Origin of the sequence: Streptomyces sp. NPDC048420, assembly GCF_040651535.1 — a bacterium.
Lineage (GTDB): Bacteria > Actinomycetota > Actinomycetes > Streptomycetales > Streptomycetaceae > Streptomyces.
On sequence record NZ_JBEZKG010000013.1, the window covers coordinates 34,631 to 57,121 of the forward strand.

The window sequence follows — 22,491 nt, forward strand, 5'->3', positions numbered from 1 at the left end:
GCCGCGCGGGCGCGACCAGCGACGGTTGGGGTTGCGGTGGCCAAAAGGATCGCCGGATCGCACTCGGGCCACTGTGGCGACCACCTTGTCCATCCTCGAAACCCCATCTCCATTTACTCAGTGCACTGAGTATTTAAGCGAGGTTTCTCTTAAGCTGCCACTGTGGCAGCCTGGCGTCAAGGCTCACTACTCTTCAGTGCACCAACCAAAATGCACCAGCCCATCTGACTCGGGAGCGCACATGGCCGCGGTGGACCTCACCACCCACCCCGGGCACCTCGCCCGGCGGCTCCAGCAGGCGCACTACCTGCTGTGGAACACGATGGTCTCCGAGGAGATCACCTCGCCGCAGTTCGCGGTCCTGAACGCGCTCGTCGCCGAGCCGGGACTCGACCAGCGCACGGTGGGGGAGCGGGTCGGGCTCGACCGGTCCACCATCGCCGAGGTCATCAGCAGGCTCGGCCGGCGCGGACTGCTCGACAAGGTCCGCGACCCCCAGGACGGCCGGCGCTTCCTGCTGCGCCTGACCGACGACGGGACGCGCACCCACCGCAAGCTGACCGTGCGCACGGCCCGGATGAACCAGGTCTTCCTGGCCCCGCTCTCCGCCGATGAGCAGAACCTGTTCTTCGAGCTGATCCGCCGGGTCTCCGACGCGGCGGAGGGGCTCCGCAACCCGGCGGAACCCCTTGTCAGCCAGGGCTGATCAGGAGGAGGCCTTCGCGAAGACGACCCACACCTGGCCCTTCGCGAAGTTCACCGGCTCGCCGTCCTTCGTGGTGAACTCCGTGCCCTCCGTGGCCTTCGCCCGCTTCCAGTTCACGTCGTAGGCCCGGCCGTCGCGCAGCACCTTCGCGCTGCCCGAGCCGATCGTCACCGTGTACGGCGTGTTGTTGCCGAGGAAGTCGTGGAAGGCGGACTTGCGCACCTGCACGTACTGCACGACCACCGTCGCCGGGGCCAGCCGCTTCCCGTCGGTCGTCGTGTCCGGTTTGCCGTCCATCGAGACCAGCCAGCGCTCCCGGGTCGCGGACCAGGTGAAGGTGAAGCGGGCGGCCGGGTAGCGGACCGTCTCCGAGGTGTCCTTCGTACCGCCGGCGGGCGCGGGGCCGTAGCGGAAGCCGGTGGTCAGCGCGGCCGCGCCCGGTGTGGTGGGCATCAGGCGCTTCGGGCGCAGATAGAGGTTGTGCGGGGAGACCTTGTCGGTACCGCGGAAGTAGGCGTCCGAGGTCTTCTTCGGGGTCTGGGCGTCCAGCGGGGCCCCGTTGATCAGGGGCATCAGCTTGCCCTGCGCGCCGGAGAAGGCGAGCGTCGGCTTGTCGAACTGCCGCAACAGCTCCAGATCGGACTCGCGGGCGCTGCGCACCGGGCCGACGGCCTTCGGCAGCTTCGTCGCGAAGACCGCCATGAGGCGGCTGAGCCCGCCCTCGACCTGCTCGGCGTAGACGATGTCCGCGGAGTCGATGCCGGTCTGCGGCCGCGCCGCCCGCACGTTGTCGATCTTCACGGCGAGCACGGAGGGGCGGTCCGGCTTCCGGCCCGGCTCCGACGCGCTCGGCGGCGAGGTGTGCAGCTCACCGCGGCCGTCGTCGGCCGGGACACGGGGCGTGCCCTGTCCGGTGCAGCCCGCGGTGAAGAGGCCGAAGAGGCCCGTGGCGGCGAGCACTGCCGCCACCGTACGGGCGCGTCGTGTGCGCGCCCCGCGTCCCGTACCCATCATGTCCGCCATGACCACCCGTCTCGTGTCCTTGATTGTGCGCTTATAAGTTCATTGATGGCCATACCCGTCCGGTTCTGATCGGTCGCGTCCGGTAGGCCGATCGGCCCTGGATCGCGGTTCCGTGGAGGTCGCCCCGGGTACCCGGGGCCCCTGACCCCAGGACCGACACGCGACGTGACGGAGGGAGTGCCGGGAGATGAAGGCTGTGACCTGGCAGGGCAAGCGGGACGTACGGGTGGAGGAGGTGCCCGATCCGCGGATCGAGGAACCCACGGACGCCGTCATCCGGATCACCTCGAGCGGGCTGTGCGGCTCCGACCTGCATCTCTACGAGGTGCTCACACCGTTCATGACGCCGGGCGACATCCTCGGCCATGAACCCATGGGCATCGTCGAGGAGGTCGGCGCCGGGGTGCCGGACCTCGCGGTGGGCGACCGGGTCGTGGTGCCCTTCCAGATCGCCTGCGGCAACTGCTGGATGTGCATGACCGGGCTGCCGACCCAGTGCGAGACCACCCAGGTCACCAGCGAGGGCATGGGCGCGGCGCTGTTCGGCTACACCCGTCTCTACGGCGCCGTACCGGGCGCGCAGGCCGAGTACCTGCGGGTCCCGCAGGCGCAGTTCGGGCCCATCAAGGTCCCGGAGGGCCCGCCGGACGACCGTTTCGTCTACCTCTCCGACGTGCTGCCCACCGCCTGGCAGGCGGTCTCCTACGCGGACGTGCCCGAGGGCGGCAGTGTCGCCGTGCTCGGTCTCGGGCCCATCGGCGACATGGCCTGCCGGGTCGCACAGGTGCGCGGCGCCGGGCGCGTCTTCGGCGTGGACCTGGTGAGCGACCGGCTGCGCCGGGCACGCGCGCGTGGCGTGGAGACGTACGACCTCAGGAACTTCGACAGCGAGAAGGAGCTGGTCCAGGCGATCCGCGACGAGACCGACGGCCGGGGTCCGGACGCCGTGATCGACGCGGTCGGCACCGAGGCGCACGGGAGCGCGACGGCCCGGCTCGCCCAGAACGCCACCGCCGTGCTGCCCAGGAAGCTCAGCGGTCCGTTCGCCGAACGCTTCAGCATCGACCGCCTCGCCGCCCTGCACACCGCCATCGAACTGGTGCGCCGCGGCGGCACGCTCTCCCTCACCGGTGTCTACGGCGGTATGGCCGACCCGCTGCCCATGCTCACCATGTTCGACAAGCAGATCCAGGTCCGGATGGGTCAGGCCAACGTGCGCCGGTGGACCGACGAGATCATGCCGTACCTGACGGACGAGGACCCGCTCGGCGTCGACGACTTCGCGACCCATCACGTCCCGCTGTCGGACGCACCGCACGCGTACGAGACGTTCCAGAAGAAGCAGGACGGCACGGTGAAGGTGCTGATGCGGCCGTAAGGCGCCGAACTCAGCCCAGGATCTCGTCGAGGTCATAGCGCACCGGCTCCTCCAACTGCGCGTACGTGCAGCTCTCGGCGGTCCGGTCGGGCCGCCAGCGGCGGAAGCGGGCGGTGTGGCGGAACCGTACGCCGTTCTCCATGTGGTCGTACGCCACCTCCGCCACCCGCTCCGGCCTCAGCGGAACCCAGGACAGGTCCTTCTTGCCCGACCAGCGGCTCGGCGCCCCGGGCAGCCGGGCGCTCTCGTGCGCGGCCTCGTCGGCCCAGGCGGCCCACGGGTGCCCCTCGGTGCCCTTGAGGCGAAGTGGCTCCAGCTCCTCGATCAGCTCGGCGCGCCGCTTCATGGGGAAGGCGGCCGACACGCCCACGTGCTGAAGGGCGCCCTGATCGTCATAGAGCCCGAGGAGCAGGGAGCCGACGACGGGGCCGCTCTTGTGCAGGCGGTAGCCCGCGACCACCACATCTGCCGTGCGCTCGTGCTTGATCTTGAACATGGCGCGCTCGTCCTGGAGATAGCGCCCGGTGAGCGGCTTGGCGATGACGCCGTCGAGACCGGCGCCCTCGTACTGCTCGAACCACTGGCGGGCCACGTCGATGTCGGTCGTCGCCGGCGCGAGGTGGACGGGGGCCGTGACCCCGGACAGGGCCGCCACCAGCAGTTTCCTGCGGTCGGTCAGCGGGGCGTCCAGCAGTGACTCGTCCTGGAGCGCCAGCAGGTCGAAGGCGACGAAGGAGGAGGGGGTCCGCTCGGCCAGCGTCCGTACCCGGGAGGCCGCCGGATGGATCCGCTCGGTCAGCGCGTCGAAGTCCAGCCGCCCGTCCCGCGCGATCACGATCTCCCCGTCCATCACACACCGCTCGGGCAACCGCTCGCGCAGCGCCTCGACCAGCTCGGGAAAGTACCTGGTCAGCGTCTTTCCGGTACGGCTGCCCAGCTCGACCTCGGTCTTGTCCCGAAAGGCGATCGCCCGGAACCCGTCCCACTTCGCCTCGTAGTGCATGGCCGGCGGGATATTCGCCACGGACTTGGCGAGCATGGGCTTCACGGGAGGCATAACCGGCAGATCCATGGTCCGATTCTGCGCTTATGTGCCCCGAAATGCCTGATATGCGAGGCTCGCCTACCGTGGCTCGCATGGGTGACGCGGTGGAACTGGAGGCGGGCGGCCGGACCGTACGGCTGTCCAGCCCGGACAAGATCTTCTTCCCGGAGCGCGGCTTCACCAAGCTGGACCTCGCGCAGTACTACCGGGCCGTCGCTCCCGGCATCCTGCGCGCCCTGCGCAACCGCCCCACCACCCTGGAGCGCTACCCGGACGGCGTGACCGGCGAGAACTTCTTCCAGAAACGGGCGCCCAAGAACATGCCCGACTGGATCCCGACCGCCCACATCACCTTCCCGAGCGGCCGCAGCGCCGACGAGATGTGCCCGACCGAGGAGGCCGCCGTCCTGTGGGCCGCCCAGTTCGGCACGCTCACCTTCCACCCCTGGCCGGTCCGCCGCGACGACGTCGACCACCCCGACGAACTCCGCATCGACCTGGACCCGCAGCCCGGCACGGACTACGACGGCGCCGTGCGCGCGGCGCATGAACTGCGGTCGGTGCTTGAGGAGTTCGGCGGACTGCGGGGCTGGCCCAAGACCTCGGGCGGACGCGGCCTGCATGTCTTCGTGCCCATCGAGCCGCGCTGGACCTTCACCCAGGTGCGCCGGGCCGCGATCGCCGTCGGGCGTGAGATGGAACGCCGGATGCCGGAGCACGTGACCATCAAGTGGTGGAAGGAGGAGCGCGGCGAGCGCATCTTCATCGACTACAACCAGACGGCCCGCGACCGCACGATCGCCTCCGCCTATTCGGTACGGCCCCGCCAGCACGCCCCCGTCTCCGCACCCCTGCGCTGGGAGGAGGTCGGCGAGGCGCACCCGCAGGACTTCGACATCGCGACCATGCCCGCGCGCTTCGCCGAACTCGGCGATGTGCACGCGGACATGGACGATCACGCGTTCTCGCTGGACGCCCTGCTGGAGCTGGCCCGCAGGGACGAACACGACCACGGGCTCGGTGATCTGCCGTACCCGCCCGAGTATCCGAAGATGCCGGGGGAGCCCAAGCGGGTACAGCCGAGCCGCGCCAGGAAGCCTGGTTCTACAGCTCCTTGATCCTGATGTCGCGGTACGAGACCACGTCCGTCGTGCCGTGCACCTGGAGTCCGACGTAACCGGAGGCGAACCGCCGGCCGTCCGTGCCCGGGTCGTCCGAGCGGGCCGGGTAGAAGTCCTGGCCGCCGATGTTGTCGAACTCGTTGATCAGCACGCCGTTGCGGTAGACCGAGTAGTGCTGGTCGACCACACGGATCTCGTAGTCGTTCCAGGTGCCCTTCTGGGTGACGCCGGCACCGGCGAGCCCCACCCGGTCGAAGCCGTAGACCGAACCGGTCTTGTACATGTCGCCGTCCGGCCGGTCGAGCACCTGCACCTCGTGGCCGTACTTGATGGCGACCCACTCCGGCCGGGACTCCTCCGGATGGTCGTGGACCCAGGGGAACCGCACGAACACACCGGAGTTGGCGTTCCCGGTGCCCGGGGCGTCGTCCCGCCACTGGAGCTTGAGCGAGAAGTCGCCGTACTTGCGCTCGGGGAACCAGAGCATGCCGAGCCCCGCCTTGGTGGTGCCGGACGTGATGGACCCGTCGCCGTTCGGCGCGAACGAACCGCCGCCCACCTGCTGCCACTTGGCGAAGGAATCGGCGCTGCCGTCGAGGATCGTGCGATAGCCCTCGGTCTGTCCCGGCTTGCCGATCCCGGACTCACGGGCCGCCGCGTCGATGGCGTCGTACTCGCGCTCGTCGACGACTCCGGCCCGGTAGAGCCTGTCCAGGACGGTCTTCACATGCTTGAGGAAGAGGGCGTGGGACGTCCACTGCTTCTCGTCCTCGATCAACTCGTTGATCCGGCACCGGCTGTTGGTGATCCGGTTCGGCACACCCGAGTCGACCGAGCCGACGATCACCGTCAACCGCTCATCCAGCTCCGGGCAGTTGGGCGCGGGGACCTGACTGGAGACCACCGTGAAGGTCACCGTGCGCGCGGCCGAGGTGTTGCCCGCCTTGTCTGTCGCGCGGTACGCCAGGGTGTGCGTGCCCGCCCGGTCGACGACCACCGGGGTGGTGTACGCCAGATAGGGTCCGGCGTCGATCGAGTACTCGACGGCCGCGACCCCCGAACCACCCTCGTCCGTGGCGCTCACGGTCACCTTGGCGTTGCCCACGTACGCCCCGTCGGAGTTCCGCGTGCCGTCCACGGTCACCCCGGTCACCGGCGCGGTGGTGTCCTCCGGGGTCGCCGCGACGACCGTGAACCGGACGCTCTTCTCGGCGGCCACATTGCCCGCCTTGTCGGTCGCCCGGTAGCGCACGGTGTGGGAGCCGAGCTGATGCACCATCACGGGCATGGTGTACGGCTGCCAACTCCCGTCGTTCACCGCGTACTCGATGGTGTTGACCCCGGATCCGGTGTCGGAGGCCGACACGGTCACCGTCGCCATGTCGATGTACGTCCCGTCGGGATTCTGCTCGCCGCTCACCGTCGCCGAGGTGTCCGGCGGGGCGGTGTCGTCGGAGGGCGGCGGGACGACCGTGAAGTCGGCGCTCTTCTCGGCGGAGACGTTGCCCGCCTTGTCGACGGCCCGGTAGCGGACCTTGTGGTCGCCGACCTGGTCGACGACGACCGGGGCGGTGTACGGCTGCCAGGCGCCCGTGTCCCCGAGCGCGTACTCGATCCGGTCGACGCCGGAGCCGCCGGCCTCGTCGGTCGCCGTGACCGCCACGCTCGCCGAACCGACGTACTGGCCCTGCGCGTTCTGTGTGCCGGTCACCTGGGCCGCCGTCGAGGGCGCGGTGGTGTCCTCGCCGCTGCCCTCGGTCACCACGAGGATGCCCTGCATCTGGCCGTGGCCCGGGATCGTGCAGTGGTAGAAGTAGCGGCCCGGGGTGAGGGTGACCTCGGCGGTGTGACGGCCGCCCATGTCGTCGTTCGGGTTGGCGAGGATATTGAGTTCGACGTCGTTGTTGAACTCGGGGTCGCTGGTCACGAAGGTCAGCGTGTGGGGCATCCCGGTGGTGTTGCCGGTGGCCGTGCTGTTCTCGAAGACGATCGTGGCCGTACCGGCGACAGCGGTCGCCGGCGCGGAGTTGTACTTGGTGATGTCGTCGCCGGCGGTCCACGTGAGGGTCTGGGCGGCGGCTGCCGGTGTCTGTTCGGGCTGGGCCTCGGCTGTGGACTGGAGGCCCAGTGCCATCAGCAGGACTGCCAGCATGACGGCCAGTCTGCGCATCACTGTCCTCCCCGCACCAGCTGGCCGGCGGCCGGAGTGGGTCCGCCGCCCCGGTAAGTGACCCGCCACAGCGCCGACTTGGCGTCCGAGGTGAAGAAGCCGCGCCCGTAGTCGAGGACGTACAGCGCACCGTCCGGGCCGAACTTCCAGTCCATGAGGTTCTTGATGCCGTCGTTGCCGATCGGCACGATCTTCTTGAGCGACTCGGAGTGGACCGGTAGCCCGCCCTCGCCGTGGTTCTTCGGATCGGTGATGACCGCGTTGCGCGGCTGGTCGGCGTCGTAGAAGTCGCCGACGAACCACTTGCCGTCCCAGTAGGAGGGCCACTTGGTCACGCTCGCGTTGGCCGTGTCATAGCGGTAGACCGGCCCGTTCATCGCGGCCTGGCCGCCGCCCTTGAGCCACGGCAGCAGGTACTTGGCGTCCTCCTGCTTGTAGGACGGGATGCCGTTCGCGTCCCGCGGGTAGTCCGGGGCACCGCCCTGCGGCGAGTACCAGATGTTGTTGCCGGTGACGGGCGGAAGGTTGACCAGGCCGTCGTTGTTGGGCGACTCGTTCTTGGGGTGGTCGCAGTCGTACCAGCCGAGTGGCTGATCGGGGTTGGGCAGGTTGCGGTCCCGGTAGGGCTGCTTGTTGCCCATGCAGTACGGCCAACCGCGGTTGCTCGCCTTGGTGATGACGGCGAAAGTGTCGTACTTGGCCGGGCCCCAGGTCGTCGAGGGCGCGCTCGCGTCCGGGCCGACCCATCCGGCGTAGAGGATGTCGGTCTTCTTGTCGACGAAGATGCGGGCCGGGTTCCTGACCCCCATCACATAGATCTCGCCGCGCGTCTTGCCGCCGCCCTCGTCGGTCTCCTGGCCGGTGAAGAGGTTGCCCGCGGGGAGCGTGTACGTCCCGTCGGCCTCCGGGTGGATGCGCAGGATCTTGCCGTTGAGGTTGTTGGTGTTGCCGGCGGTGCGGCGCGCGTCCGCGAAGGAGACACCCTTGAAGTTCGGCTGCGGGTTGTTGCCCGAGTAACCCCCGCTGAAGCCGCTGGAGTTGTTGTCCCCGGTGGCGATGTACAGGTTGCCCTTCGAGTCCCAGGACATCCCACCACCCGCGTGGCAGCAACTGTGCACCTGGACCGGCCACTTGAGAAGAACCTTCTCACTGTTCAGGTCCAGCTTGTTCGTCGCGAGGTCCAGCGTGAAGCGGGAGACCCGCCGCTCGGCCATCCGGGTGTCCCGGTTGAGCCGCGAGTGCGGGGTGTAGTGCAGATACACCCAGCCGTTCTCCTCGAAGCGCGGATCGAGCTCGATCCCGAGCAGCCCCTCCTCGACCTTGACCAGCTCGTCGCCGCCGCCCTTGTTGCCGAACACAGTCAACGCACCCGCGAGGGTGACCTTCCTGGTCTTCGGGTCGTAGACGTGGATCTCGCCCTTGCCCTTGCCGATGTCGGGGTTGTTCCAGTCGGTGATCACGGGCTGGGAGGAGTCGGCGCCGCCCCGGCCGATGTACAGGACCCGCCCGTCGGGCGCGGTCACCAGTCCGTGCGGCTCGCCGATCTGGTCGTTCTGCCCCGGCTGGTTGGGCTGGGTCAGGCGCTCCGCCTTGTAGTTGCCGTTGATGGTGGCCTTGCAGTCGGCCTGCACGAGCCGCGAGGTCCACAGCAGCGCGCCGCGCAGATGGGCCCGGAAGTCGGTCTCGTCGTACGAGGAGACCGTGCCGCCCATACCGGTGTAGAAGGACCGGCCGCCGTCGTAGTCCCGGCACCAACTCACCGGGTGGTCCCAGCCGTTGGCGCTCGCGCCGGGCTGGTACGTCGACTCGCGCACCCGGGCCACGGTGTGCACGTCACCGGACGGGTTCTTCGTCCAGTTGAGCCACTGGTCGGGGCGCTTCCACTGCACCGGCAGATCCTTGGTCGCCGGATGCTGCCGGTCCCCGACCTCAACGGTGGCCCGCTGTACGGCCGTTGGGCTGGAGGTGGCCGGGCGGGCGCCGACCAGACCCGTGAACCAGTCGGAGTACGGCTCGGCGCGGGCCGCGTCATGGATGCCGACGAAACCGCCGCCCGCTTCCATGTAGGCCTCCAGACCCGCCTCCTGGTCGGGATCGAGGACGTCTCCGCCACCGGTCAGGAAGACGACCGCGTTGTAACTCCCCAGCGCCTCCTCGTCGGTGAAGACCCTGGCGTCGTCCGTGGCCTCGGTCTCGAACCGCTGGTTCCCCGGACCGGACAGCCCGATGCTCTCGATCGCCGCGATACCGGCGTTGACGACCGGCGACTCGTCCCCGGCGGCGGCCGATCCGTAGAAGACCAGCACTCTCACATCCCCGCCGCCCGGTGGCGACTTGACGGACATCGTTGTCGGCACCGGCTCGGACACGGCCCTGGCGGCGGGCCCGGACATCAGCCCGGCGCCGACGACCCCGGCGGCAACGCAGGCTGCCCAGGCCTGTCTTCTCCTCGCTCGTGTGCTTCTCGCGCTCAACCCTCGTAAGTGCATGGGCACCTCCTCGGTCACGGCCACAGCGCCAAGGAAGCTAGACGGCTTTGCGTCACACGCCAATACCTATGACCGGGATCGCACGAACTTTGTCCTGAGTGTGGATAAACAGCCTCAGGGCCGGTACCGTCTCACAGGTTCATCACAGGTACGTCTCCGCAATATCCGTATCAGGGTGGGGAGTTCCGCATGGGCGCAATGGACAGACGCGGGTTCAACCGACGGCTCCTGCTCGGTGGCGCGGCCGTCGCGACATCGTTGTCGGTGGCTCCGGAGGCCATGAGCGTCGACACACTGGCGACGGTGGCCCCACCGGGCGGCGAGGTCAGACACATCAAGCTGTACGCCGAGAGACTCGCCGACGGTCAGATGGGCTACGGCTTCGAGAAGGGCAGGGCGACCATCCCCGGGCCGCTCATCGAGCTCAACGAGGGCGACACCCTGCACATCGAGTTCGAGAACACCATGGACGTCAGGGCGAGCCTGCATGTCCACGGCCTGGACTACGAGATCTCCAGCGACGGCACGAAGTTGAACCACAGCGACGTCGAGCCGGGCGGCACCCGCACCTACACCTGGCGCACCCATCTGCCGGGCCGCCGCAGCGACGGCACCTGGCGGGCGGGCAGCGCGGGCTACTGGCACTACCACGACCACGTGGTCGGCACGGAACACGGAACGACCGGCATCCGCAAGGGCCTCTACGGCCCGGTGATCGTCCGCCGCAAGGGCGACATCCTCCCCGACGCCACGCACACGATCGTCTTCAACGACATGCTCATCAACAACAAGCCCGCGCACTCGGGGCCCAACTTCGAGGCCACGGTGGGCGATCGGGTCGAGTTCGTGATGATCACGCACGGCGAGTACTACCACACCTTCCACATGCACGGTCATCGCTGGGCGGACAACCGCACGGGCATGCTCACCGGCCCCGACGACCCCAGCCAGGTCATCGACAACAAGATCGTGGGCCCCGCGGACTCCTTCGGCTTCCAGGTGGTCGCGGGGGAGGGGGTGGGGGCGGGCGCCTGGATGTACCACTGCCATGTGCAGAGCCACTCCGACATGGGGATGGTGGGCCTGTTCCTGGTGAAGCGGCCGGACGGGACGATCCCCGGGTACGAGCCGCACGAGCACGGAAACGGGTTGGCCGGGCACCAGCACTGACCGATCATGGACGCGTGACTCTTCTCCTCTCGCGCGGTGACCTGGAAGCGCTGCTGGAGCCTGAGGCCTGCGTCGGCGCGCTGCGGGACGGCTTCCGGGACGCGGAGTCCGTTGCGATCGCGGGACAGCGGGTGCGTACGGAACTCCCGTTCCCCGGCACGGCGACCGCCCTGATCCCGGGCCTGCTGCCCGGCATCCCGGCCTACACGGTGAAGGTCAACGCCAAGTTCCCCGCCGCCCGGCCCGCCCTGCGCGGAGTGATCTGCCTGCACAGCGGCACCGACGGCGAGCTCCTCGCCCTGCTGGACTCGGCGACCGTCACGGCATGGCGGACGGGGCTGGCGGCGGCACTGGGGACACATCTGCTCGCCGGACCGGGCGAGGCGGTAGGCGTGATCGGGGCGGGCGCCCAGGCGGAGTTGACGGTACGGGGATTGGCGACGCTACGGCCGTGCAGCGCCCTCTTCGTTCACGACACCTCCGCCGACCGCGCCGCGGAGTTCGCCGCGCGGCACGGCGGGCAGGTGCTCTCCTCCGCGGCGGAGGTCGCCGCGGCCGCCGACGTCGTGGTGTCGGCGACCTGGTCCCGCAAGCCGCTGCTGAGCCTGGCGGACACGAGGGCGGGGCAGCACTTCACCAGCCTCGGCGTGGACGAGCCGGGGAAGGCGGAGCTGGCGTCCGACCTGCTGGACGCGGCGCTCCTCGTGGTCGACGACCGTGAACTCGCGGCGGCCGTGGGCGTGCTGAGGTCGGCGGACGCCATCTTGGGTGAGGTGGTGCGGTCCGAGCATCCCGGGCGCACGAGCGACACGGACCGCACTGTCTACGCTCCCGTCGGGCTGCCCTGGCAGGACCTCGCGCTGGCGTGGACGGCGTACGGGCGGGCCGTGCGGGAGGGGGTGGGGCGGCGGGTGGATCTGCTGGGGTGAGCCCGGTCGTGCGTGTCGACCCCGAGCCTCTTTCGCCGACGGCGAGAGCGCTCTCACCACCTCGTCCGGCGGAGCTATCCTGAGCCGCACCCCGCCGACGAGGAGCCCCGAAGTGACCGACACAGCGCCGCGCCCCACTCTGGAGGCCGTGGCCGCGCGGGCCGGTGTGTCCCGGGCCACCGTGTCCCGGGTGGTGAACGGCGGGGACGGGGTCAGGGAGCCGCTCGTGGAACGCGTGCGCAGGGCCGTCGAGGAGCTCGGCTATGTGCCCAACCAGGCGGCCCGCAGTCTTGTCACCCGGCGCCACGACGCCATCGCCGTGGTGGTCGCCGAGCCGGAGACCCGGGTTTTCGCCGACCCCTTCTTCGCACTGCAACTCCGGGGGATCAGCAAGGAGTTGACGGCCCACGACAACCAACTCGTGCTGCTGCTCACCGAGGGCCGTGACGACCATGCCCGCGTCGGACGCTACCTCGCCGGAGGGCACGTCGACGGCGCGCTCGTGTTCTCGCTGCACCTGGACGACCCACTGCCCGGACTGATCCAACGGGCCGGTGTCCCCACGGTGTTCGGCGGCCGGCCGGGATGGAGCGACGGCGGTACGGACGTCGTGTACGTCGACAGCGACAACCGGGGCGGCGCCCGCGAGGCCGTGCGGTACCTCGTCGGCCTCGGACGCACCCGCGTCGCCCACATCACCGGCCCCCTCGACCAGACCTCCGCGGCGGACCGTCTCGAGGGCTACCGGGACGTCATGGGCGCCGCCGACCCGAAGCTCGTCGTACGGGGCGACTTCACCCCGGCCGGCGGGGAGCGGGCGATGCGGGAACTCCTCGACCACCCCCCCGACGTGGACGCGGTGTTCGCCGCCAACGACCTCACCGCGTCCGGCGCCCTGCGGGTGCTGCGCGAGTGCGGGCGCCGGGTGCCCGAGGACGTGGCGGTGATCGGCTTCGACGACATGCTGCCGGTCGCCGAACAGACCGATCCGGCGCTCACGACAGTCCGTCAGGACATCGAGGAGATGGGGCGGTTGATGGCCCGCCTGCTGCTGCGGAACCTCGACCCCACGGGCGGAGCAGCCGCACCGGCCGGTGTCGTACTGCCCACCACGCTGGTGCGGCGCGCCTCGGCGTGAGCCCCGCTAGGACGACTGCTGCGGCACGCTCTTGATCACCGCGAAGCGGGCGCCGTAGGGGTCGGCCAGCTTGGCGATCCGGCCGACACCCGGCACGTCGACTGCGGGCAGCCGGACGAGGCCGCTCAGCTCCTGTGCCTTCGCGACGGTCTCGTCCGTGTCTGTGACCTCGAAGTACGGCATCCAGTACGCCCCCGCCTCCGCCTCCAGCGGGTCGTCGGCGAGCGGCACGATGCCGCCGAACATGGCGTCCCCGCTCTGCCCGTCCGGCAGCACGGTCGTATAGGTGCCGCCGGGGAAGTCGACGCCGTAGGTCTCCAGACCGAGTGCCGCGCGGTAGAAATAGGCGGCCATCGGCAGGTCGGCGGTGTAGAGCTCGACCCAGCAGAGCGAGCCAGGCTCCTGGGTGACGTCGAGTCCCTTGTTCCGCCCCGGCTGCCAGATGCCGAAGGACACGCCCGCCTTGTCGGCGAGGATCGCCATGCGGCCCTGGTCCATCACGTCCATGGGCTGCATCAGCACCGCGCCGTGCGCCTGCTCGGCCGCCTTCGCGGTGGCGTCCGCGTCCGGGGTCTGAAAGTACACGGTCCAGGACGGCGGGCCCTGATCCGCGGTGGTCTGCATGCCGCCCGCGGTGGTCCGCCCGGCGAGCTGGAAGAAGCCGTAACCGCCGGCCTCTGGCGGGCCCGGCTGGAAATCCCAGCCGAACAGACCGCCGTAGAAGGAAGTGGCGCCGTCGATGTCCGGGGTGCCGAGGTCGAGCCAGTTCGGAGCGCCGGTGACATAACGGGTGGTGAGCATCTCTGCCCTCCTCTGAAGGGTCCCGTTGCCTGCTCTGCCGAGTCTTGCACCGACCACTGACAATCGCTGCCAGAACTGCCGCCGCGGGCCTGCCGTGGCCGTTCTGGCGGTGGGTGAGCGGGTGCGGTCTCGCGGCGGACATGCGGGCCCACGACCGGGGAGGGGCGAGCCGAGACGGCGGCGATCACCGCCGCCGGGACGTCGGCACGAGCCGGAGGAACCGTTTCCGCGGGCCGCCGCGCGCCGCCGTGCGCGCCCGCACCGGGAGGTAGACCATCAAGGTGGCCGGAGGCCGTGAACGGCGGCGTTGATCCCGCGTTGATCGAACGTTTTTCGCTGCCCGGCACGATTTCGGCCATGCACACCGACACCATCACCCCGGCCGACCTCGCCTGGCAGGCGCAGGCGCTGTGCGCGCAGACCGGGGCGGACTTCTTCTTCCCTGAGCCGGGCAGCTCGGTACGCGAGGCGAAGCGCATCTGCGGGATGTGCGAGATGCGCTCGGCCTGCCTCGACTACGCCCTGGCCCACGACGAACGCTTCGGGGTCTGGGGCGGCCTCTCCGAGAAGGAGCGGCTGGAAATGCGACGACTGGAGAACCGGTGAGCCGACGGGCCGGGAGCGAATCCTGCCGGGGGCGCACCGCGCTACGCCGTTGACCAGGGGTTTCTCTTCTCAGTAAGGAGAGTGACGACGGGGATGTCCGGCGCCGCCGCTCCTTCGCTCTTCTCGGCAGCCCGGCTTCCGTCGACCGCGCCCGCGCCCGCGGCGGAGGCCCGGGACCGGGACGGGACGGAGCGTGAGCCGCTGCCGCGACGACCCGCGTCCGACACCGCTTCGGGAACGGCGGCTTCGCTTGCGGAAGCGGCCGGTTTACGGAGCAGGAGCAGCGCCGCGTCGTCGTGCAGTCGGCCGCCCACATGCGCCAGCAGCTCGTCATGGAGCGCGGTGAGGGTGTCGGCCGGCTCGTCGGACAAGTGGCGGGCCAGCCCTTCGGGGAGCGGATAGAACTCACGGCTGTGGTTGCGGGCCTCGGTGACCCCATCGGTGTAGAGCAGCAGTTGATCCCCGTCGGCGAAAGCCAGCACCTGGAGGCTGGGGGTCTCGTCCGTGAGGGCGCGCAGCCCGAGGGGCGGGGCCGGGTGGGCGGGCTCCACCGCCACGACGGCGCCGGATTCGCGCACCAGCAGCGGGGGCGCGTGGCCACAGTTGACCACCTCCAGATGGCCTGCCTGCGGGTACCCGGCGACCACGGCGGTGACGAAGTCGTCAGCGCCGAGGTTGCGCGCCAGGCTCCGCTCGATCCTGTCGACGACGGCGAGGAGATCGGGCTCGTCGTAGGCGGCCTCACGGAAGACACCGAGTACGAGTGCGGCGGTCCCCACGGCCGGCAGCCCCTTGCCGCGCACATCGCCGACGATCAGCCTGACCCCGTAAGGGGTGGGCACCAGCGCGTAGAGATCCCCGCCGATACGGGCCTCCGCCGCCGCGGCGCTGTAGCGGACGGCCACCTGGAAGGGGCCGACAGTCGCCGGCACGGGCTTGAGGAGCGCATGCTGGGCGGCCTCCGCGACCGAGCGGACGGCAGCGAGAACCCGTTCACGACGCCCGCGCAACGCGCTTGCGAGGCCGCTTGCCAGCGTGACGGCCGCCAGACCGGACAGTACCGCGGTCAGCTCATGTCCCGGAACGCCGTCCCGGGTTCCGAGCGTCGCGCCCAGTACCGCGGCGAGAAGGCCGATCCAGAGGACTCCGCGCGGGCCGCCGGTGGTGGCGGCCAGCGCCGGCCCGGCCGCGAGCAGCGGCAGCCAGATCGTCCCTGCGCCGCACACGACGTCGACGAGCACGACGACGGAGACGATCAGCACGGGCAGTGCGGGTGTACTGGCGGCCAACTGCGCGACGGCACGTTTCCGGGCCGCCGGCCCGGGACCGGCCACTCGGTTCCTGAACGGCCGAATCAGCCATGGGTCGTCGCCGTGGTCTCGAACCTGACTCATCCTTCGTCCGTAGTCCTCACCTTGTGCGGGGCTGCTGAAATGTCTCTTTCATCCAGGAAAGAGGTAGGGCCCGGGCGTCACAAGGAGGGGGTTTTCACATAGTGAGCGAGAGACCCCTGGTCACGCGGCTCGCGGTCGGGATCAGCCGCGCCAGGATCTCCTCGAGTCGTGAGAGCCGGTCCGCCCGCAGTGAGACGCCGAGCGAGCCGAGTGTGTCCCCGCTGTAGACCGGCACGGCGACACAGACCGTACCGAGGGCATACTCCTCCATGTCCGTGACGGCGGGGGCCACGGGTGAGGAGTCGAGTCGCCGGAGCAGTTCCGGTCGGCTGGTGATGGTCCGTGGTGTGAGGTCGGCGAGGGGATGCCGGGAGAGGTAGTCCTCGCGTGAGGCGTCATCCAGTTCTCGCAGCACGGACTTGCCCAACGCGGTGGCGTGACCCGCGTCCTCGAATCCCACCCAGAGGTCGACACGGGGTGCCTGGGGGCCGTCGACGATCTCGGCCACCCGAATCTCACCCTCCTCGTAGAAGGTCAGGTAGGCGGCGGTCGCGAGCTCGTCCCGCAGAGCGGCGAGCGCGGGGCGGACACGGCTGAGCAACACCTGCCCGCGGCCCGTGGTGTGCAGCGTCTGCAGCTTGTCGCCCAGGACGAACCCTCCGTCGTCCAGTTTCCGCACGTATCCGTCGTGGACCAGCGTCCGCAGCAGGTGATAGGCGGTGGCCAGGGGCAGTCCCGTCTCACGTGCCAGTTTCTTCGCCGGCGCACCGTTCTCGTGGGCGCTCACCGCCTCCAGCAGGCGGAGGGCACGCTGCACGGAAGTGATGAGCGTAGGGCCACCGTCGTGAGCACCCATACGACCAGCGTGCGCCGAGCACACGACGCAGGCAAGGCGCGCGCCCCTTCTCGTCCTGCCGCCGCACCGACGTGCTGCACGCCATGTCCAAGCAACGCACCCAGAGGCAGGCGCACCGGTCACCAGAACGCCCGAGTGCCCGCCCCGCAGCACCGCCCGCCGCATCGCCGGGCCGGCCGAACCGTGTCCTACACGACCGCGTTGAGTTCGGGTCGTCCTCCTCCGGGATCCACGCTGGCACGGAGGCGGGGGTCGGGGTCAGCTTCAGGGCGGCGTGGGCGGCGCGCCGACTCCTCCGGGATTTACGCTGGCACGGAGGCGGGGGTCGGGGTCAGCTTCAGGGCGGCGTGGGCGGCGCGCCGACTCCTCCGGGATCCACCCCGGCACGGAGGCGGGGGCCGGGGTCAGCTTCAGGGCGGCGTGGGCGGCGCGCCGATCCGCCGCCGTACCCGCGCGGCGGCGTCGGCGTCGATCAATCAGGCCAGGCAGGAGGCCGGTGGCCCGCACCGGATATTCGGCGGGCCCGGCCAGGTCGGGGTCAGGCCCCCGCGCGAGCCGCCATCCGCGCCTTGCGGGCCGCGAGCTTCTCGTCGAACTTCAGGGCCTCCGCGTCCAGTCCGCCCATGTACAGGCCGAGTTCGTCCTGCGCCTTCTGGCCCTCGGGGCCGAGGCCGTCGATCTCCATGACCTTCAGGAAGCGCAGGACGGGCTGGAGCACGTCGTCGTGGTGGATGCGCATGTTGTAGATCTCGCCGATCGCCATCTGCGCGGCGGCCCGCTCGAAGCCGGGCATGCCGTGGCCGGGCATCCGGAAGTTCACGATCACGTCGCGCACCGCCTGCATCGTCAGGTCGGGCGCCAGCTCGAAGGCCGCCTTCAGGAGGTTCCGGTAGAAGACCATGTGCAGGTTCTCGTCGGTCGCGATGCGCGCCAGCATGCGGTCGCAGACCGGGTCCCCGGACTGGTGACCGGTGTTGCGGTGCGAGACGCGGGTCGCGAGCTCCTGGAAGGAGACGTAGGCCACCGAGTGCAGCATCGAGTGGCGGTTGTCCGACTCGAAGCCCTCGCTCATGTGGGCCATCCGGAACTGCTCCAGCTTGTCCGGGTCCACCGCGCGCGAGGCGAGCAGGTAGTCCCGCATCACGATGCCGTGGCGGCCCTCCTCGGCCGTCCAGCGGTGTACCCAGGTGCCCCAGGCGCCGTCGCGGCCGAAGAGCGAGGCGATCTCGTGGTGGTAGCTGGGGAGGTTGTCCTCGGTGAGCAGGTTCACGACCAGTGCGATCCGGCCGATCTCGGTGACCTTGGACTGCCCCTTCTCCCAGGCCTCGCCGTCCTCGAAGAAGCCGGGGAAGTTGCGGCCGTCGCTCCACGGCACGTACTCGTGCGGCATCCAGTCCTTGGTGACCTTCAGATGCCGGTTGAGTTCGGTCTCGACCACTTCCTCCAACGCGTACAGCAGTCGCGCGTCGGTCCAGGAGGAGGACGGGCTGCCGAGGTGAGGGGAGGTGATCGTCATAGGTGCTCCAGGGGGACGCGGAGATGATGGGAGGGGGTCGGCGAGCGGCGCCGGGAACCTACGGAATCGTAGGCTACGAAACCGTAGGTTACGAGACCGTAGGTTAAGCGTGCCGTAAAGATCCCTGATCAGCGGTGTTCCGCGGTCATGACAAGCGGCCCCGGAATCGCAGGTCCGAGGCCGCTGGAGTGTTCGATCACCCGGTCAGGCGTACAGCTCACGCAACCGTACTGAGAGACAAGTCACACAGCCTTCGAGCTTCTCGAACTCGCTGATGTCCACCACGACCGGTTCGAACCCGAGGTCGGTGAGGAGCTCCGCCGTCTTCGGCGCGCTGGCCGCCATGAGCAGTTTGGGTCCGCCGAGCAGGACGACATGGGAGCCCGCCTCCTCCGGTACGGACAGGAAGCGCGGGAAGAGCGAAGGCCGGTCCACCTTGGGGATGTGCCCGATGACCGTCCCGTCGGGCAGCGCGGTGACCGCCGACTTCAGATGCAGCACCTTGCTCACCGGTACGGCGACGACCTGGGCCCCGAGCGGTTCGAAGGCGGCCCGCAGCTGCTGGACGCCGGCCGCGTTGGTGCGGCCGCCGCGGCCCACGTAGATCGTGTCACCGACCTTCAGCACATCACCGCCGTCCAGGGTCCCGGGCTCCCAGATCCAGTTCACCGAGCAGCCCAGGCGCGCGACGGCCTCCTCGACGCCGATGGTCTCCTCGCGCCGGGACTCGGCGCCGGAGCGGGCGATCAGGGCCACGTTCTTGTACATGACGACGGTGTCCTCGACGAACACCGAGTCCGGGCAGTCGTCCTCCGGGTCCACCTCGACGGTCTCCCAGCCGTGCGTGCGCAGGGCCTCGACGTACGCCTCCCACTGTTCGAGCGCGAGATCGACGTCGACCTTCTCCCGCTCGACGTGCGTCACCAGACCTTCGGCGAGGCGCGGGCTGGGGCGGCGGACGAGGGCCTTCTTGCTGGGCACGAGGGAACTCCGTATCGGCGGGACGGGGGCGGCGCCCGTGACGGCCGCCGGTCAGCCATCATGCAGCGCCGGTCGGTGTCGACAAAACCCCCGTAGTCAGGCTGTGGCCCTCCTGAGACGCTCCAGGGCTCACGAGCGCCGCCGCGCCGCACGCGCGCGTGCCGCCTCATGGGCCGCGCGCAGCAGTCGTACGACGGTCCCGGTGGTCCTCGCGCCGGGATTCACGACGCAGATCCAGCCGAGGGTGCCGTAGACCGGATGCGGCAGCAGCACGTCGGCCGCCGCGGGGTCGTGCCACTCCCCGAGGAGTTCGGGAAGTGCCGTACGGCCGACGTGGACGTTGACCCGCCAGCGGCCCGGCGGGTCAAGCTCGGAGGCGGTGTCGCCGGGGTAGTCCTTGGTGACGACCGTCCCGTAGGGCTGGGTGTTCCGGGGCGCCTGCCCGTCGGGGGCGTAGTAGAAGAACGCGTCGCCCCACGCGATCTCGGGAAAGTCCCCACCCGGCTCCGGGACGACCACGAGTGCCCCGTCGAAGCCGCGCACGGTCGCGATGATCTGCTCCATACTCATGGTTCAAGCGTGACCTTCAAGTGCTATGTGAGGTTGGCCGGACGATGCGCACGACCGACGTCGCCAGGGAGTCCGGGTACTCGGCGCAGCAGGTGCGCGACCTGGAACGGCTGGGCGTGATTCCGCCGGCCGTACGGTCGGACAACGGCTACCGCTCCTACACGCCGCTCCACGTGTGTGCCCTGCGCGCCTACCGGGGGCTCGCCGGCGCCGTCGGCCCCGTCGAGGCCCGGCGGCTGCTCGCCGAGCTGCGGACGGCGACGGTCACGGAGGCGGCCTCGGCGGTCGACGAGGTCCACGCCCGGCTCGCGCGGGAGCGCGCGGAGGTGCTGCGCGCCCAGCGGGCGCTCCAGGGCATCCGGGCCGAGGAGGAGGACGGCCGGGACGACGACTTCATGACCATCACGCAGCTCGCGGAGGCGCTCGGCGTACGGTCCTCGACCCTGCGGTTCTGGGAGGAGGAAGGGCTGCTCCGCCCGGAGCGGGTGACCACCCTGCGCGCGCGCCGCTACGGCCCCGCGGCGATCAGGGCGGCGCGCGTCGTCGTGGCCCTGCGCGCCGGTGGGTACGGCATCCCGGCCGTGCGGGAGGTCATGGGCGCCCTGGACGGCCTCGACGGCCTGAAGGACGCCCGGCGGATCCTGCGGGGACGGCTCGACCGGATCGCCGCCCGGAGCGTGGCGCTGCTCCGGGCGGGCGCCGATCTGGCGGCCGTCGTCACCGCCGCGGACGCTACGCGGGCAGCTCCAGGGTCTCCGGAGTGACCTCGCGCAGCTCCCCGTCCAGCATCAGCCAGCGTGTGATCCCGATCGACTCAAGGAACGGCAGGTCGTGACTTGCCACGACCAGGGCGCCCTCGTACGACTCCAGGGCTGACGTCAGCTGCCGAACGCTCGCCACGTCGAGGTTGTTCGTCGGTTCGTCGAGCATGAGCAACTGAGGTGCGGGCTCCGCCAGCATCAGCGCGGCCAGCGCCGCCCGGAAGCGTTCGCCGCCGGACAGGGTCGAGGCCTGCTGGTCGGCGCGGGCGCCCCGGAACAGGAAGCGGGCGAGACGGGCCCGCACCCGGTTGTTGGTGGCGCCCGGTGCGAACCGGGCCACGTTCTCGGCGACCGACAGCCCGTCGTCGAGGACGTCGAGGCGCTGGGGCAGGAAGCGGAGCGGCACATGGGCCGTCGCCTCGCCCGACACCGGCTCCAGCTCCCCGGCGATCGTGCGCAGCAGCGTCGTCTTGCCCGCGCCGTTGCGCCCGATCAGCGCGACCCGCTCGGGGCCCCGCAGGTCGAAGCCGCCCTTCACCCGTGCTCCGTAGGCGAGTTGGAGGTCCATGAGGGTCAGGACCGTACGGCCCGCCGGTACGGCCGTGTACGGCAGGTCGACGCGGATCTCGTCGTCGTCCCGTACGGCCTCCACCGCCTCGTCGAGCCGTTCCTTCGCCTCGGAGAGCCTCTCCTCGTGCATGATCCGGTGCTTGCCCGCGGACACCTGCGCCGAGCGGCTCTTCAGCTTCATCACGGCCCGAGGCTCGCGCTTGGAGTCGTACATCTTCTGGGCATAACGCCTGCGATGGGCCAACTTGACCTGAGCGTCCACCAGTTCGCGCTTCTGCCTGCGGAAGTCGGACTCGGCGACCCGCACCATCCGCTCCGCCGCCTCCTGTTCCACGGCGAGGGACTCCTCGTAGGCGGAGAAGTTACCGCCGTACCAGGTGACCTCCCCGGAGCGCAGATCGGCGATCTGGTCGACCAGGTCGAGGAGTTCGCGGTCGTGGCTGACCACGACCATGACCCCCGGCCAGGACGCGACGGCCGAGTACAGCCGCCTGCGGGCGTACAGGTCCAGGTTGTTGGTCGGCTCGTCGAGGAGCAGGACGTCGGGTCGGCGCAGCAGCAGCGCGGCGAGGCGCAGCAGCACCGACTCGCCGCCCGAGACCTCGCCGATCCCGCGGTCCAACCCGATGTGGCCGAGCCCGAGTTCGCCGAGGGTGGCCAGGGCCCGCTCCTCCACGTCCCAGTCGTCGCCGACCGTCTCGAAGTGCTCCTCGGCCACGTCGCCCGCCTCGATGGCGTGCAGGGCGGCGCGCTGCGCCGAGATGCCGAGTGCCTCGTCGACCTTCAGGCCGGTGTCGAGCGTGACGTTCTGCGGGAGGTAGCCGACCTCGCCCGCGACGCGCACGGTGCCGTCGGCCGGGGCGAGTTCACCGGCGATCAGCTTCAACAGGGTTGACTTTCCTGACCCGTTGACGCCGACGAGACCGGTCCGGCCGGGGCCGAAGGCGATGTCGAGGCCCTCGAAGACGGGGGTGCCGTCGGGCCAGGAGAAGGCGAGGGTGGTGCAGGTGACGGATGTAGACATACGAGTCTCCGCGGTTGCTCGAAGCGAGAAGGGGCAAACGCGTATCGAGACACCTGCGACCGACGGGAGACGAGAGGATCCGGGGGCGCGAAAAAGGCCCTGCTCGTCGGGAACGGCTCGTATGCCGAGGTCGCACGCGGTGCACACACCTCACGTGTGTGACACGGTGTCTCAGGACCTCAGACGAGCAACGTCCTTCTCCGATCGACGACAACAGAACCGTTCTACAACGTACGAGGCGGC

The 22,491-nt window shown here is 70.1% G+C and carries 19 protein-coding genes; 8 read left to right on the top strand and 11 right to left on the bottom strand.

The annotated features are described in order from the left end of the window. The first annotated feature begins 241 nt into the window (after nt 1-241). Complete coding sequence (locus AB0D34_RS24960; RefSeq protein WP_362664906.1) at nt 242-706, top strand: MarR family transcriptional regulator; 465 nt, start codon at nt 242-244, stop codon at nt 704-706. Here AB0D34_RS24960 and AB0D34_RS24965 read toward each other — a convergent pair whose 3' ends face one another. Further along, nucleotides 707-1,729 carry a DUF3048 domain-containing protein gene (locus AB0D34_RS24965; RefSeq protein ID WP_362664908.1) on the bottom strand — a complete coding sequence of 341 codons (1,023 nt, stop codon included), beginning with the start codon at nt 1,727-1,729 and terminating at the stop codon, nt 707-709. It lies immediately after the preceding gene. Between the two features lie 187 nt (nt 1,730-1,916). Here AB0D34_RS24965 and AB0D34_RS24970 point away from each other — a divergent pair, with 187 nt between their 5' ends. Further along, on the top strand, nt 1,917-3,107 hold the full coding sequence (locus AB0D34_RS24970; RefSeq protein WP_362664910.1) for a zinc-dependent alcohol dehydrogenase: 1,191 nt from the start codon (nt 1,917-1,919) through the stop codon (nt 3,105-3,107). Nucleotides 3,108-3,117: 10 nt separating this feature from the next. Here the strand turns inward: AB0D34_RS24970 and AB0D34_RS24975 are convergent, their stop codons facing one another. After that, on the bottom strand, nt 3,118-4,179 hold the full coding sequence (locus AB0D34_RS24975; RefSeq protein WP_362664912.1) for an ATP-dependent DNA ligase: 1,062 nt from the start codon (nt 4,177-4,179) through the stop codon (nt 3,118-3,120). A gap of 65 nt (nt 4,180-4,244) precedes the next feature. Between AB0D34_RS24975 and ligD the strand changes: the two genes are divergently transcribed. Further along, nucleotides 4,245-5,270 carry a non-homologous end-joining DNA ligase gene (gene ligD, locus AB0D34_RS24980; RefSeq protein ID WP_362664914.1) on the top strand — a complete coding sequence of 342 codons (1,026 nt, stop codon included), beginning with the start codon at nt 4,245-4,247 and terminating at the stop codon, nt 5,268-5,270. On the opposite strand, the gene AB0D34_RS24985 is transcribed toward ligD, so the two are convergent. Together AB0D34_RS24985 and AB0D34_RS24990 are read right to left on the bottom strand one after the other, a co-directional pair. Further along, on the bottom strand, nt 5,257-7,443 hold the full coding sequence (locus AB0D34_RS24985; RefSeq protein ID WP_362664916.1) for a family 16 glycoside hydrolase: 2,187 nt from the start codon (nt 7,441-7,443) through the stop codon (nt 5,257-5,259). The genes ligD and AB0D34_RS24985 overlap by 14 nt on opposite strands. Next, nucleotides 7,443-9,932, bottom strand: coding sequence for a ThuA domain-containing protein (locus AB0D34_RS24990; protein ID WP_362664918.1), 2,490 nt, complete (start codon nt 9,930-9,932; stop codon nt 7,443-7,445). Before AB0D34_RS24990 ends, AB0D34_RS24985 begins: the two co-directional genes overlap by 1 nt. Nucleotides 9,933-10,130: 198 nt before the next feature. On the opposite strand from AB0D34_RS24990, the gene AB0D34_RS24995 reads away from it, so the two are divergent. The 3 genes from AB0D34_RS24995 to AB0D34_RS25005 all read left to right on the top strand — a co-directional run bounded on the left by AB0D34_RS24995 (nt 10,131) and on the right by AB0D34_RS25005 (nt 13,169). Next, complete coding sequence (locus AB0D34_RS24995) at nt 10,131-11,102, top strand: multicopper oxidase domain-containing protein (protein ID WP_362665427.1); 972 nt, start codon at nt 10,131-10,133, stop codon at nt 11,100-11,102. 14 nt (nt 11,103-11,116) lie between these two features. Beyond that, complete coding sequence (locus AB0D34_RS25000) at nt 11,117-12,031, top strand: NAD(P)-binding domain-containing protein (protein ID WP_362664920.1); 915 nt, start codon at nt 11,117-11,119, stop codon at nt 12,029-12,031. A 112-nt stretch (nt 12,032-12,143) separates the two neighbouring features. Continuing rightward, nucleotides 12,144-13,169 (top strand): LacI family DNA-binding transcriptional regulator, encoded by a 1,026-nt coding sequence (locus AB0D34_RS25005; RefSeq protein WP_362664922.1) that lies wholly within the window; start codon nt 12,144-12,146, stop codon nt 13,167-13,169. Nucleotides 13,170-13,175: 6 nt separating this feature from the next. Here the strand turns inward: AB0D34_RS25005 and AB0D34_RS25010 are convergent, their stop codons facing one another. After that, nucleotides 13,176-13,970 (bottom strand): VOC family protein, encoded by a 795-nt coding sequence (locus tag AB0D34_RS25010; RefSeq protein ID WP_362664924.1) that lies wholly within the window; start codon nt 13,968-13,970, stop codon nt 13,176-13,178. 318 nt (nt 13,971-14,288) lie between these two features. On the opposite strand from AB0D34_RS25010, the gene AB0D34_RS25015 reads away from it, so the two are divergent. Next, on the top strand, nt 14,289-14,576 hold the full coding sequence (locus AB0D34_RS25015; RefSeq protein WP_362665429.1) for a WhiB family transcriptional regulator: 288 nt from the start codon (nt 14,289-14,291) through the stop codon (nt 14,574-14,576). Nucleotides 14,577-14,617: 41 nt separating this feature from the next. Here AB0D34_RS25015 and AB0D34_RS25020 read toward each other — a convergent pair whose 3' ends face one another. From AB0D34_RS25020 to AB0D34_RS25040, 5 genes are all read right to left on the bottom strand, one after another. After that, a complete protein-coding gene (locus AB0D34_RS25020) occupies nt 14,618-15,865 on the bottom strand; it encodes a PP2C family protein-serine/threonine phosphatase (protein WP_362664926.1) in 1,248 nt (415 codons plus the stop codon). A 199-nt stretch (nt 15,866-16,064) separates the two neighbouring features. Continuing rightward, nucleotides 16,065-16,826: an IclR family transcriptional regulator gene (locus AB0D34_RS25025; protein ID WP_362664928.1), complete on the bottom strand. Its 762-nt coding sequence runs from the start codon at nt 16,824-16,826 to the stop codon at nt 16,065-16,067. Nucleotides 16,827-17,364: 538 nt separating this feature from the next. Beyond that, nucleotides 17,365-18,342 carry an acyl-ACP desaturase gene (locus AB0D34_RS25030; RefSeq protein ID WP_362664930.1) on the bottom strand — a complete coding sequence of 326 codons (978 nt, stop codon included), beginning with the start codon at nt 18,340-18,342 and terminating at the stop codon, nt 17,365-17,367. 204 nt (nt 18,343-18,546) lie between these two features. After that, nucleotides 18,547-19,323, bottom strand: a complete 777-nt coding sequence (ddaH, locus tag AB0D34_RS25035) for a dimethylargininase (RefSeq protein ID WP_362664932.1) — start codon at nt 19,321-19,323, stop codon at nt 18,547-18,549. 129 nt (nt 19,324-19,452) lie between these two features. Continuing rightward, complete coding sequence (locus AB0D34_RS25040) at nt 19,453-19,887, bottom strand: DUF6194 family protein (protein WP_362665431.1); 435 nt, start codon at nt 19,885-19,887, stop codon at nt 19,453-19,455. A 50-nt stretch (nt 19,888-19,937) separates the two neighbouring features. Here AB0D34_RS25040 and AB0D34_RS25045 point away from each other — a divergent pair, with 50 nt between their 5' ends. After that, nucleotides 19,938-20,657: a MerR family transcriptional regulator gene (locus AB0D34_RS25045; RefSeq protein ID WP_362664934.1), complete on the top strand. Its 720-nt coding sequence runs from the start codon at nt 19,938-19,940 to the stop codon at nt 20,655-20,657. Here the strand turns inward: AB0D34_RS25045 and AB0D34_RS25050 are convergent. Next, the gene (locus AB0D34_RS25050) at nt 20,626-22,248 is read right to left on the bottom strand and encodes an ABC-F family ATP-binding cassette domain-containing protein (protein ID WP_362664936.1); all 1,623 of its coding nucleotides are present in this window, start codon (nt 22,246-22,248) and stop codon (nt 20,626-20,628) included. The genes AB0D34_RS25045 and AB0D34_RS25050 overlap by 32 nt on opposite strands. Nucleotides 22,249-22,491: the final 243 nt, after the last annotated feature.